This window comes from Bacillus sp. CIS52 (genome assembly GCF_053545315.1).
On the sequence record NZ_JBIUFR010000007.1, the window covers coordinates 1 to 15235 of the forward strand.

Below are 15235 nucleotides of genomic sequence, written 5' to 3' on the forward strand. Positions count from 1 at the left end.
ATTAGGCACGCCGCCAGCGTTCGTCCTGAGCCAGGATCAAACTCTCCGATAAATGGATCACAGACTAAGTTCACTGCATCCTGCAGTAACGTCTGTGTGATCTGCATCGTGCAGACCTTAGTTTGACTGACTACGCACATCGCTGTGCGATTTATTTAAAACTTTGAATTAACAGGTACGTTTTGTCTTGTTTAGTTTTCAAAGATCATTACCGCTTGTTGAAGCAGCTTTATTATCTTACCACTCAGCTTCTTTTATGTCAACAACTTTTTTCAAGTCGTTTTCGAAGCTTTTTATTTTGTCTGCTGTTCATCAGCGACGAATAATAATATACCATGCATCCGCTAAATATAGCAAGTGTTTTTTTCATCTTTTTTTAAAACTATAATTCGTTATATTCATCTCCGCTACAGCATACGATGTAATCAAGCATGGACAAGATAAGGAGGCGTCATCAGTGAACCACTTCTACGTGTGGCACATCAAAAGGATAAAACAGCTGCTTATTATTATTATTGCCGCATTTGCAGCAGCCAGCTTTTTTTATATACAGAGAGCTGTCCCCCTTCCTGTATTTTTGACTGATAACGGTCCAAAAGCGATTTCTAAAGGGGAGACGAAATCAGACGAAGTGGCATTAACATTCGATATCAGCTGGGGTGATGAAAAGGCGGTTCCGATTCTGAACGCGCTGAAGGCAAACGGCATTAAAAACGCCACTTTTTTTCTGTCAGCTTCTTGGGCGGAACGGCACCCGGACACAGTCGAACGTATGATTAAAGACGGGCATCAAATCGGAAGCATGGGCTATGCGTATAAGAACTATACCAGTCTAGAGGATCAAGACATCAAGAAGGATATCCTCAGAGCCCAGACAGCATTTAAGAAGATGGGTGTGAAGAATGTTCATTTACTCCGCCCGCCGACCGGACAATTTAATAAAAAGGTTCTTACCATTGCACAGCAGTACCACTATTCAGTGGTTCATTACAGCATTAACTCACAGGATTGGAGAAATCCCGGCCCTGATAAAATCATTGAAAATGTAAACAGTCATATAAAAGGCGGCGACATTGTTCTGCTGCACGCCTCTGATTCAGCAACGCAAACCGAAGAAGCGCTCCCCGCCATCATTCACAATTTAAAACAAAAGGGTCTTAAAAACGTGACTGTCGGTGATCTGATCGCAAATACTGACGTCAAGTCATCAGAAGTGAAATAGGCTACCTCTGGGCAAACTTCGGCAGCATTAACAGCTGAAATGCGTTGCAGCCCATCAGCGGAATCAGCATCAAATAAAGCCAGTCCTCATTATTCACCCTTAACGCAGGAACCCATTCAAGCGCTGTAATTACGACCATTAAAAATAACGATGAAACGAACGTATTTTTTGAGGACTGCTTTTGTTTTATATATGCCGTCAACAGGCCGACGGCAAGAAGAGCAAGCGGAAGCCAGACAAACCCTGCAATCGAGTCATCCCGCTCACCAAAAAACAAAAATCTCACATACATTAAATCAAAAGCAACAAACAGAATGATAAACAGCTGAAGCAGATTCCAAAGCGAGCTTGATCTGAGGATTTCAAGGGCAAAACGGTGCACTGTCAAAAATACGAAAAATCCCATTTGACTGATCACACTGAAGATCATGCCTACTCCGATAAACCAGATCAGAACGGAGAAAATCTGACCGGCCTCAAAATTCAGAAAGAACCCCTTGTACTCCCCCCACTTCAGTGCAAATCCCACGACGCTTGTAATAAGAGCGCCCACAGCTAAAATCGAAAAGAAAAATCGAACAAGCCCGCGGCTTTTCATCTCTTATTCATCCCCCTGACAATCGCGTTCAGCGATATTTTGTTATGTATAAATCCATTCTGGTGAATCATATTAAAAGTAAGAACAAGTAAGGAAGGAGCTTACGCATGTCAAAAGCCAAAACGCTATTGATAAGCTGTTTTGTTGTATTATCTGTAACAGCTTGCGCTCCAAAAGACCAAGCAGCGGATATGGATTATGACCAGACTAAAAAAATGGTTGTCGATATATTAAAAACAGATGATGGAAAAAAAGCAATTAAGGAAATATTAAATGACGATGCGATGAATGAGGCATTGGTGATTGATCAGAATGCCATTAAAGGCACAATAGAGAAAACCCTCACCTCTAAAAAAGGGGCGGAGTTCTGGAAAACCATCTTTGAAGACTCAAAGTTCGCCGAGAGCTTTGCAAAGACACTTCAGCCCGAGCACGAAAAAATCATAAAAAAACTGATGAAAGACCCTGATTATCAGAAAAGTTTTATGCAGATCATGCAGGACCCCGGCATGGATAAAAAATACTACGAGCTGGTGAAAAGCCAAAAATTCCGCAGTTACTTAGAAGATGTGATTACAGAGACACTTTCCAGCCCGCTTTTCAAAAAGCAATTTGAGGATGAACTGAAAAAAGCGGCTTCAAGCTCAGAAAAAGAAAGCTAATAAAAGGCCGGGCCGTTTGATCCCGGCCCCTTTTTTATTCAGCTGTTTTTTCAATAACTTTTTGGGCGATCCCCATATAAATTTCTCCGATCGGATGGCTTCTGTCATAAACAGAAGGCGCAAACTGGTCTTTGTCCCAATCAGGCTGTTTTAAAGGAATTCTGCCAAGCAGCGGCACCTGCAATTCCTCTGCAAGCTTATCCCCTCCGCCTTGGCCGAACACGTATTCTTTCTCGCCGGTTTTTGCACTTTCATAGTAAGCCATATTTTCAATGACCCCTACCACTTCATGATCTGTCTTAATCGCCATAGAACCCGCTCTCGCCGCTACAAATGCAGCCGTAGGGTGCGGCGTTGATACGATAATCTCTTTGCAGCTCGGAAGCATCGTGTGTACATCGAGCGCAACATCACCCGTACCCGGCGGCAGATCGAGAACGATATAGTCAACCTCTCCCCAGTCAACCTCATGGAAGAAGTTGTTCAGCATCTTACCGAGCATAGGCCCTCTCCAAACAACCGGAGCGTTCTCTTCGACGAAAAAGCCCATAGACATGACCTTTACTCCAAATCTTTCGACAGGAAGCAGTTTTTCTCCTTCTACTGTAGGACGAACTGTAATACCCATCATGTCAGGCACGCTGAATCCGTATATATCCGCATCGATCAGACCGACTTTTTTGCCGAGCCGAGCAAGAGAAATGGCCAGATTGACGGAAACCGTTGATTTGCCGACTCCGCCTTTTCCGCTTGCCACTGCCAGAAAGACCGGCGGATGTTTCCTATTCAGCAGGGTTTCGCTTTCAGACGCCGGCTGGCTGAATTTCGCCAATGTCTCTTCCGGCAGCTCTTCAAACCGAAGACCGACAGTTTCCGCTCCTGCTTCTTTCAGAACGGATACCATTTCCTGCTGAATGCTCATTTGCTCAGCCGTCCCCGTTTTTGCCAATGCAATTTTCACACTGACATGCCGTTTTTCCGGCTTGATCTTTACTTCCTTAACGGCATCCAATTCTCCCAGCGGTCTATGAAGAAAAGGTTCGCGCATTTTTCCGATTATATTTCTTACTTCATCTTCTCTTATCATCGAACCCTCACCCTTTGTGTATTCGTTTACAAATGGTATTATACCATATATTAATTATAGAATCGGCGAAAAACCCTCCTTACTCGGGAGGGTCGCCTTTCTCTGTGAAGTATCTCAATACGCCCTTATACACGGAAGAAGCGATGATATCCTGATATTTAGGCTGGCCGAGCCTCTTCGCTTCTGCCGGATTGGATAAAAATCCGATCTCCACCAGCGCGCCCGGTTTGGTTACATTCTGCATTAAATATATGCCGTGTATCCGTTTCGCCTTTCTCGTCGTATTCTCCAGGTTAATTCTCAGTTCATCTTGTATATACTTTGCCACTTTTTCATTCTCTTCGTATTTTCCATAGTAGAAACTTTGGGCGCCGCTCCATCTCGGTGACGGTATGGCGTTCAAATGAATGCTGATATAAAGCTCCGCCTCTGAACGGTTGATGAGTTCCACACGCTTTCTAAGGTCTTCCGCTTTGCGTCTGCTGTAGCCTTTCGTCCCTTCAGGCGCCAAGTCGGTATCCGTCTCCCGCGTCATGATGACCAAAGCCCCTTGCTCCTGTAAATAGTCTCTCACCCTGGAGGCCACCTCAAGAGTAATATCTTTTTCAAGATGACTGCCTCCCGTAGCGCCGCCGTCCGGTCCGCCGTGTCCCGGATCGAGATAGATGATTTTCCCGCTCAGCGGCAGGCTCCACGGCCGCCAGGAATCATCATTATGAAATTGAAACCGGAATAAACATAATAATATGATAAAGCCAAGTAAAAAACCGAGCCATTTCAGTTTTTTTCTCATACTTTTCCCTCCCGCTTGTCCCCGTTATTAATAAGTATGGGACAAGGGAAGAAATTATGATTACCTCATGCGGAGCTTACATTGTTTTTCTCTTTGCAGGAATCCTTCCGTCCACCAGCTGTTGATAAACCGGCAGGACGCTTCATAGATTTCTTTTTGTTCTACTGAAGAGTATTGCTCATGCGTCCAATTGCAAAGATATTCAAAAAAATCGACCGTCAGTTCTTCCTCTTCTTCAGCCGAACGCGCGTTTGCCCTCTGCAGGGACTCGCCATAATAGCCAAAGACGCCGAACCGGCCGCCTAATAAATACGCTTCTATTGCAAAATCTATGCATCCTTCACTGAGAATGCCGTTTTCGTCCTGAAAAAAGGGAAACAAGGGGGTAAGACACGCTTTTACGGATTGAATGATTTGCGTCAGTGACAGCTCCTTGAGTAAATTTTTCTCAAGCTCATAATCCTTCTGCCGTTTCACGTCTGAAAAAGATAAAACCTCTGCCATTGCCATTTCACTCTCCTTTTTACTGTTATTTTGAAAGGAATAAGGAAAAAGCATGCTTTGTTGATAGTGGAAATCCTCCCAAATGAAGGGGTTTCATGTTAACTGGGAGAATAAAGAGCAGAGGTGACGTTATGAAAAAGCTGTTTCAATACAATTGGACGGTGCGTGATGAGTGGTTTGCGATATGTGAGAAGCTGAGCCGAGAGGAACTGACGAAATCCCGGACGGGCGGAATGGAGAGCATCTTGCGGACTTTATTTCATATCATTGATGTCGAGATCAGCTGGGCTCGTGCCATTTTAGGTAAAGCTGATGTTTTGCCTGCTGAGTCTGATTATGCCAGCATACAGGATCTCCGGAAGCTCTCTGAACAGTATCGGGAGGATGTCATTCAAGCGGTCTCCGGCAAAGGAACGGATCTTGTTAAGCCGGGCTGGATGGACCAAACCTTTCATAAAGACGATATTCTCCGCCACATCCTTGCGCATGAGATTCACCATATGGGACAACTATCGGTTTGGACCAGAGAAATTGGAATAGAACCGGTTTCAGCTAATGTGATCAGCCGTCCGCAGTAAAAAGCCGCAAAAAAACAGCACCGGTGACGGGATGCTGTTTTTATATTTTGATGCTTCTTGTTACGGAGTATGTATTAATGTATTCATCCAGAACGAGGCCGCCCTTGTCCTCATAAAAGCCCGCAACCATGAAGCCTGCGTCAATCTGGCCTTTAATTTGATCCTCTAACGTATGGCCGAATTCAAATGCTTCATGATTCTCAATGAGTTCCTGTACTTTTTTCTTGCTCAGATCTTTTTCATCCGAAAACGGAATGGAATACTTTACTTTTAGGACGCCCTCCTGCTCTAAATCCATATCAAATAAGAACACGACGGGATTTACAAAACCGGAGACTAACGATCCGCCCTTTTTTAATACGCGATAGGCTTCTTTCCATACCGGAAGAACTGAATCAACAAAGCAATTCGATACCGGATGCACGATAAAATCAAATGACTCATCATCAAAACAGCTCAGATCATTCATGCTGCCTTTGACAGTCCGAAGTGTAAGGTGATCCCGTTCGGCAACCATTCTGTCTTGCGCAAGCTGCTTTTCCGAATTGTCAAAGACGGTGACATCAGCACCTGCAGCAGCCAGCACCGGGCCTTGCTGTCCTCCTCCTGAAGCGAGACAAAGAACCTTCAAACCGTCTATGGATGGGAACCAATCCTCCGGCACGCCTTTTGCGGGGGTCATTCTGATGCTCCAATTGCCTTTTTTCGCTTCACCAATCGTATGGGAATCAACCGCAACCGTCCATTCATTGCCCGTTTCGACTTTTTTATCCCATGCCTTGCTGTTATGTATGGCTAACTGATTCATTATAACTGCGCTCCTTATTGGTAATGAATAGAGTATAACAAAACAATTCTAGAAAAACATTGGATAACCTCTTCGATATGAGAAAAAAATACAAAAAAACCACAACCAAGAAGTTGTGGTTTTTGCAATCCAAAACGATTAACGTTTTGAGAACTGAGGTGCACGACGAGCGCCTTTAAGACCGTATTTTTTACGTTCTTTCATACGAGCGTCACGAGTCAGAAGACCAGCACGTTTAAGTGTTGCACGGTATTCTGGATCTGCTTCAAGCAAAGCACGAGCGATACCATGACGGATTGCTCCAGCTTGACCAGATAAGCCGCCTCCATGTACGTTTACTAAAACATCATAAGTACCAGCTGTTTCAGTTAAAGTTAATGGTTGTTTGATATCTTCGATTAGAGCTGGAGATGGAATGTGCTCGCTGATTTCACGATTATTAACGACGATACGACCTTCTCCTGGAACTAAGCGCACACGCGCTACAGAACTTTTACGACGGCCAGTACCGTAATATTGAACCTGTGCCAAATTGGTAACCTCCTTTTTAATTAACCGCGAAGTTCGTAAACTTCAGGTTGTTGTGCTTGGTGTGGATGCTCAGAACCACGGTATACGTTCAATTTTTTGAACATTTGACGACCTAGAGAACCTTTTGGAAGCATGCCTTTGATAGCAAGCTCAAGCATTTTCTCAGGGTAGTTTGTACGCATTTCAAGAGCAGTTCTTGATTTCAGACCGCCTGGGTGCATTGTGTGACGGTAGTAGATTTTATCAGTTAACTTTTTACCAGTTAACTCGATTTTTTCAGCGTTGATGATGATCACATGATCTCCTGTATCAACGTGCGGTGTATAAGTCGGTTTGTGTTTTCCGCGAAGGATAGATGCAACTTCTGTAGAAAGACGTCCTAGAGTCTTGCCAGCAGCATCAACAACTAACCACTTGCGTTCAATAGTACTTGCGTTAGCCATAGGTGTTGTACGCATTGAATTTCCCTCCTAAATGATCTGTCATTTTCAATAAACTTCTGTTACGTTCTATTTCACAACACAATAAGTTCCGGGGCTTATCGTGGGGTTGAAATACATACCATATGATATCTTATAACTTTATGCAGACTCTGTCAAGAAAATGTTACACCTGGTTTAGTTGTCATAGCAGACGCGCCATAAATACAGCCCGTGCCCCGGTGCGGTGCGCCCCGCGGCTTCGCGATCCTTCGCTTCCAGCATTGCTTTTACATCATCAGGAGAAAATTTTCCAGTTCCTGTGTCCAATAACGTTCCGGCAATGATTCTGACCATATTATACAGAAATCCGTTTCCGGTGATCCGCATTTGCAGGCCGTCTCCGGTCTCAGTCCAATCCAGTTCGTAAACTGTTCTGACTTTATCCTGAACCGCGGTATCAGCCGCGCAAAAACTTGTGAAATCATGTGTCCCGATGAGGTGCCTTGAAGCTTCCCTCATTTTCTGCACATTAAGCTGATATGCAAAATGGTAAGCGTAATGTCGTTTAAATACGTCCGGGTGTTTCTCCGTATATACAAAGTAGCGATATTCCTTTTGGACTGCGCTAAATCGTGCATGGAACCCATCATCCGCAATCTCTGCTGTTTTGACGGCAATATCATCAGGCAGCAGGGCATTGAGCGCAAACGGCCATTTTTCAGCCGGAATGGACAGCGGCGTATCAAAATGAATGACCTGCCCGGCAGCATGAACATCGCTGTCAGTGCGGCCCGATGAGATGACAGGCACCCTGCCGTCCGTTTTGTGAATAACGGCGAGCGCCTTTTCCAATTCACTTTGAACGGTCCGTTTTCCAGGCTGAACCTGATATCCGTTAAACAAATGCCCGTCATAAGCAATGGTACATTTCATTCTCATTCAGCAGCACCTCTAACTTCTTAAGAAAAACAATAATACGGCTAATACGATGATGAGCAGAATAGCTCCGGTATCCTTGCCGGTCCAGACAAGCTTTCTGTATTTCGTTCTCCCCTCACCACCCTGGTAGCCTCTCGCCTCCATGGCGACCGCGAGCTCTTCCGCGCGTTTAAAGGCGCTGACAAACAGCGGAACAAGCAGCGGAACAACAGCTTTGATTCTGTCTTTCACCGGGCCGCTTGTAAAATCCGCCCCCCTCGCCATTTGCGCCTTCATGATCTTATCCGTCTCCTCCATCAGCGTCGGGATAAAGCGCAGCGAAATCGACATCATCAACGCGAGTTCGTGTACGGGCAGCTTCACCTTTTTAAATGGATTCAAGAGCTGCTCCATTCCATCCGTTATTTCAATCGGCGTTGTCGTCAGCGTCAGCAGCGTCGTCATAAAGATGAGGTAGACGAAACGGAGAGAGATAAAAATCCCCTGTACAAGTCCGCCCTCATACACTTTAAACCAGCCAAGCTGAAAAATGACAGACCCTTCATGCGTCATGAAGATGTGTAGTAAAAACGTAAACGCCACAATCCAGATAATCGGCTTAAGCCCCTTCAGTAAAAAGCTGAAAGGCACTTGCGTTAAGGCGATCACCCCGAATGTAAATAAACCGAGCAAAGCGTACGTCTGCACGTTGTTTGCCAAAAAGACGATACATACAAAAAGAAAGATGCTGACAAGTTTTGTTCGCGGGTCCAATCGGTGAATAAGCGATGAACCGGGGACATACTTTCCGATAATCATGCTGTCCATCATTGGTCCTTTTCCTCCTGAAAGAAAGCCTTAATTTCGCTGGCGGCATCCTGCAGGGTCAGCATGGGTTTCTCATACTTGACGCCGAGAGCCGCCTCAAGCCGTCTCTGAAACTTCACCGATTCAGGAAGATCCAGGCCCATTTCGGCCATCTCTTCACCTTTTGCAAACAAGTCGCGCGGACTTCCCGTCGCTTTAATGGTTCCTTTGTGCATGACGATCATCTCGTCGGCATAGCGGGCGGCATCCTCCATACTGTGGGTGACGAGAACGGTAGTCAGGTTCCCACGCTTATGAAGCGCATAGAACATGTCCATAATGTCCTGGCGCCCTCTGGGATCAAGGCCGGCCGTCGGTTCATCCAAAACCAGCACTTCCGGCTCCATCGCGAGAACGCCGGCAATCGCCACTCTGCGCATCTGACCGCCGCTGAGCTCAAACGGCGAACGATCCAAAATGTCTTCCGGGAGGCCCACAAGCTCCAGCATCTCTTTCGCCTTTCGTTCAGCGTCTTCTTTTTTCACACCGAAATTCATCGGTCCGAATGAGATGTCCTTCAGCACAGTCTCCTCAAACAGCTGATGTTCGGGAAATTGGAAAACGATTCCGACTTTTTTTCGCAAAGTCTTAAGATTTTTATTCTTTTTACCGGCTGCCAAAATCGTGCTGCCGAGTTCCAGCTGTCCTTTAGTAGGTCTCAGCAAACCGTTTAAATGCTGTAAGAGCGTCGATTTGCCCGACCCTGTATGTCCGATGACGGCCACATAGCTGCCCTCTTTTATCACGGCATTGATATCATACAGAGCAAGCCGTTCAAACGGTGTCTTCATTTGATAGCGATGTTCTACATCTTTGATTTTAATGTCCACAGCTCATTCACCAGCCCTTCCTGAGTCAGATGGTTTTTCGTTAACGCCAGTCCGCTTTCTTTCAAAAGCAGGCTGAGCTGGAATGAGAAAGGCAAATCAAGACCGATGCGAACCAAGTCTTCATTTAATTTAAAGATCTCTTCAGGCGGGCCTTCTGCATACTTCCTGCCGCCGTTCATTACAATGATTCTGTCCGCCCTTGCGGCTTCTTCCAGGTCATGTGTAATCGAAATGACGGTGGCCGTGCCCTGATCTTTTAAGCGTCTGACAGTATCAAGGACTTCTTCTCTCCCGATCGGGTCAAGCATGGATGTCGCTTCATCCAAAATCATAATATCAGGACGCGCAGCAATAATCCCTGCGATCGCCACTCTTTGTTTTTGACCTCCGGAGAGATGGTGCGGCTCTTGATCAAGAAAATCCTGCATATTGACTTGTTTGACAGCCCAATCTACTCTCTCGATCATTTCTTCGCGCGGAACACCATTGTTTTCTAAACCAAAAGCCACATCATCGCGAACCGTTGTTCCGACAAATTGGTTATCGGGATTCTGAAAGACCATCCCTATTTTTTTTCGCACATCCCACACGGTATCTTCAGTCAGTTTGATGCCGCCGACTTCAATATCTCCGGCCTCAGGCAAAATCAGTCCGTTCAGCGCTCTGGCCAAAGTCGACTTCCCTGAACCATTGTGGCCTACGATAGCAAGCCATTCTCCTTCGTATACCTCCAGACTCACACCGTCCAGCGCCGGTCTTTCTGCATCTTTGCGGTATCGAAATAAGATGTCTTTTACGGATATAAGCTGTTTTTGATCCACGGGTGCCTGGCCTCCTCTCAGCTATAGCTCTGCTTTTCTGTCTCATAATAAAAAGTTCTGGTATCTAAAAAAAGGGCATAGATCCAGTTAGAAACTGTCCCGCCCTTCTTTAGATACACAAAAATATGTGATTAAACCAATTCGATGATTGCCATTGGTGCACCGTCACCACGGCGAGGACCAAGCTTCATAATACGTGTGTATCCGCCTTGGCGCTCCTCGTAACGAGTTGCAATGTCAGAGAATAATTTTTGAAGTGCATCTTGGTTATTTTCTTCATTTGCAACCTCGTTGCGAATGTATGCAGCAGCTTGACGACGAGCATGCAAGTCACCGCGCTTACCAAGAGTGATCATCTTTTCAACAACAGAGCGAAGTTCTTTCGCACGTGTTTCAGTTGTTTCAATTCTTTCGTTGATGATCAAATCTGTTGTAAGATCACGAAGCATAGCTTTACGCTGTGAACTCGTACGTCCTAGTTTTCTGTATGACATGTGATGTCCCCTCCTTTAATGGAATGCTGTTTCTAAATAAAAAACACACGAAAATCCTAGTTCACATGGAAACTAGATCAATCGTCTTTGCGAAGGCCGAGTCCAAGTTCTTCTAGTTTCGCTTTCACTTCTTCAAGTGATTTGCGTCCCAGGTTGCGAACTTTCATCATATCTTCTTCCGTCTTGTTCGCAAGTTCTTGAACCGTGTTAATGCCCGCACGCTTCAAGCAGTTGTAAGAACGGACAGAAAGATCAAGTTCCTCAATCGTCATTTCAAGAACTTTTTCTTTTTGATCCTCTTCTTTTTCAACCATGATTTCAGCATGCTGAGCTTCGTCAGTTAAACCAACGAATATATTAAGGTGTTCAGTTAAAATCTTAGAACCGAGAGCAATTGCTTCCTTCGGTCCAGTGCTTCCGTCAGTCCAAACATCAAGTGTAAGTTTGTCATAGTTTGCAACCTGGCCTACACGAGTGTTTTCTACCTGATAAGATAAACGAGAAACTGGCGTAAAGATTGAATCGATCGGAATCACGCCGATTGGCTGATCGTCTCTTTTGTTCGAATCAGCAGGTGTATACCCACGTCCTCTCTGTGCAGTAAGGCGAACTCGGAAACTCGCATTCTCACCAAGAGTCGCGATATGAAGATCCGGATTAAGGATTTCAACATCGCTGTCGTGTGTAATATCAGCTGCTGTGACAGTTCCTTCACCCTGTACATCAATTTCGAGCGTCTTCTCTTCATCAGAGTAGATTTTCAATGCAAGCTTTTTAATGTGCAAGATTATCGTTGTAACATCTTCCACAACGCCTTCGATTGTCGAGAATTCGTGCAGTACACCATCTATCTGGATCGATGTTACAGCGGCACCAGGGAGTGAGGATAAGAGGATACGACGTAAGGAGTTACCCAGAGTTGTACCATATCCACGCTCAAGCGGCTCTACGACAAACTTACCAAATTTGGCATCGTCGCTGATTTCAACCGTTTCGATTTTTGGTTTTTCAATCTCGATCATTACTTAAAACCCTCCTTCAAAACGTCGAAACCTCGAATAGAATCATATGAGATTCCATCCGAAATTCCCCATTGTTTAGTCCCGTATGTGCTCAGGCAACGAGTCGGTGCATTCGTTTCATAAATAACTGTATCATAACCCATTATTGACAGGGACACAAAATCTATACAAACAAATTACACGCGGCGACGTTTTGGTGGACGGCATCCATTATGAGGAACAGGAGTTACGTCTCTGATAGCTGTAACTTCAAGTCCGGCAGCTTGTAAAGCGCGGATTGCAGCTTCACGGCCAGAACCTGGTCCTTTAACAGTTACTTCAAGAGTTTTAAGTCCGTGTTCGATTGAACCTTTAGCAGCTGTTTCAGCAGCCATTTGCGCAGCAAAAGGAGTAGATTTACGAGAACCTCTGAATCCTAGAGCTCCGGCACTTGACCAAGAAAGAGCATTACCATGAGTATCAGTGATCGTAACGATCGTGTTATTGAAAGTTGAACGAATATGAGCGATTCCTGACTCAATATTCTTTTTCACGCGACGTTTACGCGTGTTTTGTTTACGAGCAGCAGCCATTGTTTAGGTACCTCCCTTACTTATTTTTTCTTGTTAGCTACAGTACGACGCGGACCTTTACGAGTACGCGCATTGTTTTTAGAGTTTTGTCCGCGAACAGGCAAACCTCTGCGATGGCGGATTCCGCGGTAGCTTCCGATTTCGATCAGACGCTTGATGTTAAGAGAAACTTCACGGCGAAGGTCACCTTCTACTTTCAGTTTGTCAATAACATCACGGATTTTACCAAGTTCTTCTTCAGTAAGATCACGCACACGAGTATCTTCAGAAACACCAGCCTCTTTCAAGACTTGCTGAGCCGTTGTGCGGCCAATTCCGAAGACATATGTTAAAGAAATAACAACACGTTTGTCACGTGGGATATCTACACCAGCAATACGAGCCATTCTCTGGGCACCTCCTTATTAATTATCCTTGTTTTTGTTTATGCTTTGGATTTTCACAGATCACCATTACTTTTCCTTTTCTGCGAATAACTTTACATTTCTCGCAGATTGGTTTAACTGATGGTCTCACTTTCATGTGTTTCCAACCTCCTTCAGTTTCCGGAGTGCTTTATTTGTAACGGTACGTAATCCTGCCACGAGTTAAGTCATATGGAGATAATTCTACCGTAACTTTGTCTCCAGGTAAAATGCGAATGAAGTGCATGCGGATTTTACCAGATACGTGAGCCAAAACCGTATGGCCATTTTCGAGTTCAACTTTGAACATCGCGTTTGGCAGAGTTTCGACTATCGTACCTTCCACTTCAATTACATCGTCTTTCGCCATTCAAGTGTTCTCCCTTCTTCAAATCAGTAACTTGCTCTCTGACAAATTTCAAAAGAGAAAATCTCAGTTATCCGTTTGTCACACGCCCTGTTTCGTTTATACTGTTCTGAACTTCCGGAGATACGCAATCATAAAGGGTGAATGATTGATATTCTTTTTCTAAGGAGAATGAAATGTACGCTTTTCTCCGTCTGCTTTAGTACATGATGATGAATCGTCATTCCGATAACAGCAGCTAGCCGGTTTTTCCTCCGACCAATTGTAAACCTACAATCTGCCCAGGTGCGGAATGAAAAACATGTGTCACGGAATTCATTTCATCATCTAGACTTTTGTCAGTATATCAAAACCCGTTTCCGTAATCGCAATCGTATGTTCAAAATGAGCACACTTTTTCCCATCTACCGTTACAACCGTCCAGTTATCAGCCAATGTTTTCACATACCGGCTGCCAGCGTTAACCATCGGTTCTATAGCGAGAACCATACCAGGCTTCAGCCTAGGTCCTTTGTTTGGCGGACCGTAATGAGGAATTTGCGGATCCTCATGCAAGTCTTGACCAACACCATGTCCGACATACTCCCTAACAACTGAAAACTGCTCATTTTCGACATACGTTTGTATTGCGTGGGAAATATTCGACAAACGTTCACCTGGTTTTGCTTCCTTCAAGCCTTTATATAAAGACTCCTCTGTCACTTCCAGCAGTCGTTTATCATCATCACTGATGTTTCCTACCGGATATGTCCAAGCAGAGTCACCATGATAACCATTTAATTTAGCACCGATATCAATGCTGATAATGTCACCGTCACGCAAAACCCTTTTACCGGGAATTCCGTGAACGAGTTCTTCATTAACTGATACACAAATGCTCCCGCGAAACCCATTATACCCCTTAAAAGATGGGATTGCACCCTGCTTCTCAATAAAACGTTCGGCAATTTGATCCAATTCTTTTGTCGAGATTCCTGGTTTAATGTGCTTTTTCATCTCTTCATGAGTCAAAGCCACGATTCGCCCTGCTTCCCGCATGATGCTAAGCTCACGAGGGGTCTTACAGATAATCATTTGCTCAATCCTCCAAGAAGCTCTTTCACATCTTTGTACACGTCATTAATGTCCTGCTGGCCATTGACGTTGACAAGATACCCTTTCCCGGAATAAAAATCCAGTAAAGGCTGAGTCTGCTTCATGTTGACCTCAAGCCGTTTTGAGACGGTTTCCTCATTATCATCTGCCCGTTGATAAAGGTCTCCTCCGTCTTTATCACAAACACCCGGCGTTTTCGGCGGATTGAAAACCAAATGATAGGTTGTACCGCAAACACTGCAAATTCTGCGTCCAGTCAAACGTTCCATTAAAGAGTCTTTGTCTACTTTAATGTTGATGACATAATCAATCGGCTTGCCGTATTCCTCAAGAATGTTTTCAAGAGCTTCAGCCTGAGCGACTGTTCGCGGAAATCCGTCCAGAAGAAAACCTCTTTCACAATCATCTTTGCCGAGTCTTTCTTTGACAATGCCGATTGTGACTTCGTCCGGTACGAGCTCGCCTTTATCGATATAAGACTTTGCTTCGAGTCCGAGTGGTGTTTCTTCTTTCATAGCAGCACGGAACATATCTCCCGTTGAGATATGAGGTATCCCATAATCCTCAACAATTCGTTCTCCCTGTGTGCCTTTACCGGCTCCAGGAAGTCCCATTAAGACTAAGTTCATTCGGATTTCCC

The 15235-nt window shown here is 44.8% G+C and carries 22 protein-coding genes and 1 pseudogene; 3 read left to right on the forward strand and 20 right to left on the reverse strand.

What is annotated here, in order from left to right:
* Positions 1 to 457: 457 nt before the first annotated feature.
* A complete protein-coding gene (gene pdaB, locus ACH32G_RS17910) occupies positions 458 to 1222 on the forward strand; it encodes a polysaccharide deacetylase family sporulation protein PdaB (RefSeq protein WP_045926996.1) in 765 nt (254 codons plus the stop codon).
* A 1-nt stretch (position 1223) separates the two neighbouring features.
* On the opposite strand, the gene kbaA is transcribed toward pdaB, so the two are convergent.
* Entirely contained in the window at positions 1224 to 1820 is a 597-nt protein-coding gene (gene kbaA, locus ACH32G_RS17915) for a KinB-signaling pathway activation protein (RefSeq protein WP_007410420.1), read from the reverse strand.
* Positions 1821 to 1927: 107 nt separating this feature from the next.
* Here kbaA and gerD point away from each other — a divergent pair, with 107 nt between their 5' ends.
* Complete coding sequence (gerD, locus tag ACH32G_RS17920) at positions 1928 to 2482, forward strand: spore germination lipoprotein GerD (RefSeq protein WP_016935887.1); 555 nt, start codon at positions 1928 to 1930, stop codon at positions 2480 to 2482.
* A gap of 34 nt (positions 2483 to 2516) precedes the next feature.
* On the opposite strand, the gene ACH32G_RS17925 is transcribed toward gerD, so the two are convergent.
* The 3 genes from ACH32G_RS17925 to ACH32G_RS17935 all read right to left on the reverse strand — a co-directional run bounded on the left by ACH32G_RS17925 (position 2517) and on the right by ACH32G_RS17935 (position 4866).
* Positions 2517 to 3569, reverse strand: coding sequence for an Mrp/NBP35 family ATP-binding protein (locus ACH32G_RS17925; RefSeq protein WP_047477885.1), 1053 nt, complete (start codon positions 3567 to 3569; stop codon positions 2517 to 2519).
* A 79-nt stretch (positions 3570 to 3648) separates the two neighbouring features.
* Positions 3649 to 4362 carry an N-acetylmuramoyl-L-alanine amidase CwlD gene (cwlD, locus tag ACH32G_RS17930; protein ID WP_016935889.1) on the reverse strand — a complete coding sequence of 238 codons (714 nt, stop codon included), beginning with the start codon at positions 4360 to 4362 and terminating at the stop codon, positions 3649 to 3651.
* A 60-nt stretch (positions 4363 to 4422) separates the two neighbouring features.
* Positions 4423 to 4866 carry a DUF2521 family protein gene (locus ACH32G_RS17935; RefSeq protein WP_029575198.1) on the reverse strand — a complete coding sequence of 148 codons (444 nt, stop codon included), beginning with the start codon at positions 4864 to 4866 and terminating at the stop codon, positions 4423 to 4425.
* A 131-nt stretch (positions 4867 to 4997) separates the two neighbouring features.
* Here ACH32G_RS17935 and ACH32G_RS17940 point away from each other — a divergent pair, with 131 nt between their 5' ends.
* A complete protein-coding gene (locus ACH32G_RS17940; protein WP_198698305.1) occupies positions 4998 to 5444 on the forward strand; it encodes a DinB family protein in 447 nt (148 codons plus the stop codon).
* A gap of 40 nt (positions 5445 to 5484) precedes the next feature.
* Here ACH32G_RS17940 and ACH32G_RS17945 read toward each other — a convergent pair whose 3' ends face one another.
* From ACH32G_RS17945 to ACH32G_RS18020, 16 genes and pseudogenes are all read right to left on the reverse strand, one after another.
* Positions 5485 to 6252 (reverse strand): class I SAM-dependent methyltransferase, encoded by a 768-nt coding sequence (locus ACH32G_RS17945; protein WP_198698304.1) that lies wholly within the window; start codon positions 6250 to 6252, stop codon positions 5485 to 5487.
* Positions 6253 to 6390: 138 nt separating this feature from the next.
* Positions 6391 to 6783 (reverse strand): 30S ribosomal protein S9, encoded by a 393-nt coding sequence (rpsI, locus tag ACH32G_RS17950; protein ID WP_003225846.1) that lies wholly within the window; start codon positions 6781 to 6783, stop codon positions 6391 to 6393.
* Between the two features lie 20 nt (positions 6784 to 6803).
* Positions 6804 to 7241, reverse strand: a complete 438-nt coding sequence (rplM, locus tag ACH32G_RS17955; RefSeq protein WP_013350824.1) for a 50S ribosomal protein L13 — start codon at positions 7239 to 7241, stop codon at positions 6804 to 6806.
* 159 nt (positions 7242 to 7400) lie between these two features.
* A complete protein-coding gene (gene truA / locus ACH32G_RS17960; protein ID WP_047477891.1) occupies positions 7401 to 8144 on the reverse strand; it encodes a tRNA pseudouridine(38-40) synthase TruA in 744 nt (247 codons plus the stop codon).
* Positions 8145 to 8156: 12 nt separating this feature from the next.
* Positions 8157 to 8954 (reverse strand): energy-coupling factor transporter transmembrane component T family protein, encoded by a 798-nt coding sequence (locus tag ACH32G_RS17965; protein WP_095242180.1) that lies wholly within the window; start codon positions 8952 to 8954, stop codon positions 8157 to 8159.
* Positions 8951 to 9820, reverse strand: coding sequence for an energy-coupling factor ABC transporter ATP-binding protein (locus ACH32G_RS17970; protein ID WP_045927000.1), 870 nt, complete (start codon positions 9818 to 9820; stop codon positions 8951 to 8953). Before ACH32G_RS17970 ends, ACH32G_RS17965 begins: the two co-directional genes overlap by 4 nt.
* On the reverse strand, positions 9796 to 10641 hold the full coding sequence (locus tag ACH32G_RS17975) for an energy-coupling factor ABC transporter ATP-binding protein (protein ID WP_016935896.1): 846 nt from the start codon (positions 10639 to 10641) through the stop codon (positions 9796 to 9798). Before ACH32G_RS17975 ends, ACH32G_RS17970 begins: the two co-directional genes overlap by 25 nt.
* Before the next feature lie 131 nt (positions 10642 to 10772).
* The gene (rplQ, locus tag ACH32G_RS17980) at positions 10773 to 11135 is read right to left on the reverse strand and encodes a 50S ribosomal protein L17 (protein ID WP_003156550.1); all 363 of its coding nucleotides are present in this window, start codon (positions 11133 to 11135) and stop codon (positions 10773 to 10775) included.
* Between the two features lie 77 nt (positions 11136 to 11212).
* On the reverse strand, positions 11213 to 12157 hold the full coding sequence (locus ACH32G_RS17985; protein WP_003156549.1) for a DNA-directed RNA polymerase subunit alpha: 945 nt from the start codon (positions 12155 to 12157) through the stop codon (positions 11213 to 11215).
* 176 nt (positions 12158 to 12333) lie between these two features.
* Entirely contained in the window at positions 12334 to 12729 is a 396-nt protein-coding gene (gene rpsK, locus ACH32G_RS17990) for a 30S ribosomal protein S11 (protein ID WP_007410409.1), read from the reverse strand.
* Positions 12730 to 12749: 20 nt separating this feature from the next.
* Positions 12750 to 13115, reverse strand: a complete 366-nt coding sequence (gene rpsM / locus ACH32G_RS17995; protein WP_003156545.1) for a 30S ribosomal protein S13 — start codon at positions 13113 to 13115, stop codon at positions 12750 to 12752.
* Positions 13116 to 13137: 22 nt separating this feature from the next.
* Complete coding sequence (gene rpmJ / locus ACH32G_RS18000) at positions 13138 to 13251, reverse strand: 50S ribosomal protein L36 (protein WP_003156543.1); 114 nt, start codon at positions 13249 to 13251, stop codon at positions 13138 to 13140.
* A gap of 33 nt (positions 13252 to 13284) precedes the next feature.
* Complete coding sequence (infA, locus tag ACH32G_RS18005) at positions 13285 to 13503, reverse strand: translation initiation factor IF-1 (RefSeq protein WP_003156508.1); 219 nt, start codon at positions 13501 to 13503, stop codon at positions 13285 to 13287.
* Positions 13481 to 13763, reverse strand: a pseudogene (locus tag ACH32G_RS18010) (KOW domain-containing RNA-binding protein). Before ACH32G_RS18010 ends, infA begins: the two are co-directional and overlap by 23 nt.
* Positions 13764 to 13827: 64 nt before the next feature.
* The gene (gene map / locus ACH32G_RS18015; RefSeq protein WP_003156505.1) at positions 13828 to 14574 is read right to left on the reverse strand and encodes a type I methionyl aminopeptidase; all 747 of its coding nucleotides are present in this window, start codon (positions 14572 to 14574) and stop codon (positions 13828 to 13830) included.
* On the reverse strand, positions 14571 to 15224 hold the full coding sequence (locus ACH32G_RS18020; protein ID WP_045927001.1) for an adenylate kinase: 654 nt from the start codon (positions 15222 to 15224) through the stop codon (positions 14571 to 14573). Before ACH32G_RS18020 ends, map begins: the two co-directional genes overlap by 4 nt.
* Between the last annotated feature and the right edge of the window lie 11 nt (positions 15225 to 15235).

Coding starts and splice junctions, on each gene's coding strand:
- kbaA (WP_007410420.1), bottom strand. CDS start 1,820: ATGAAAAGCCGCGGGCTTGTTCGATTTTTCTTTTCGATTTTAGCTGTG.
- gerD (WP_016935887.1), top strand. CDS start 1,928: ATGTCAAAAGCCAAAACGCTATTGATAAGCTGTTTTGTTGTATTATCT.
- ACH32G_RS17925 (WP_047477885.1), bottom strand. CDS start 3,569: ATGATAAGAGAAGATGAAGTAAGAAATATAATCGGAAAAATGCGCGAA.
- cwlD (WP_016935889.1), bottom strand. CDS start 4,362: ATGAGAAAAAAACTGAAATGGCTCGGTTTTTTACTTGGCTTTATCATA.
- ACH32G_RS17935 (WP_029575198.1), bottom strand. CDS start 4,866: ATGGCAGAGGTTTTATCTTTTTCAGACGTGAAACGGCAGAAGGATTAT.
- ACH32G_RS17940 (WP_198698305.1), top strand. CDS start 4,998: ATGAAAAAGCTGTTTCAATACAATTGGACGGTGCGTGATGAGTGGTTT.
- ACH32G_RS17945 (WP_198698304.1), bottom strand. CDS start 6,252: ATGAATCAGTTAGCCATACATAACAGCAAGGCATGGGATAAAAAAGTC.
- rplM (WP_013350824.1), bottom strand. CDS start 7,241: ATGCGTACAACACCTATGGCTAACGCAAGTACTATTGAACGCAAGTGG.
- truA (WP_047477891.1), bottom strand. CDS start 8,144: ATGAGAATGAAATGTACCATTGCTTATGACGGGCATTTGTTTAACGGA.
- ACH32G_RS17965 (WP_095242180.1), bottom strand. CDS start 8,954: ATGATGGACAGCATGATTATCGGAAAGTATGTCCCCGGTTCATCGCTT.
- rplQ (WP_003156550.1), bottom strand. CDS start 11,135: ATGTCATACAGAAAACTAGGACGTACGAGTTCACAGCGTAAAGCTATG.
- ACH32G_RS17985 (WP_003156549.1), bottom strand. CDS start 12,157: ATGATCGAGATTGAAAAACCAAAAATCGAAACGGTTGAAATCAGCGAC.
- rpsK (WP_007410409.1), bottom strand. CDS start 12,729: ATGGCTGCTGCTCGTAAACAAAACACGCGTAAACGTCGCGTGAAAAAG.
- rpsM (WP_003156545.1), bottom strand. CDS start 13,115: ATGGCTCGTATTGCTGGTGTAGATATCCCACGTGACAAACGTGTTGTT.
- rpmJ (WP_003156543.1), bottom strand. CDS start 13,251: ATGAAAGTGAGACCATCAGTTAAACCAATCTGCGAGAAATGTAAAGTT.
- infA (WP_003156508.1), bottom strand. CDS start 13,503: ATGGCGAAAGACGATGTAATTGAAGTGGAAGGTACGATAGTCGAAACT.
- map (WP_003156505.1), bottom strand. CDS start 14,574: ATGATTATCTGTAAGACCCCTCGTGAGCTTAGCATCATGCGGGAAGCA.
- ACH32G_RS18020 (WP_045927001.1), bottom strand. CDS start 15,224: ATGAACTTAGTCTTAATGGGACTTCCTGGAGCCGGTAAAGGCACACAG.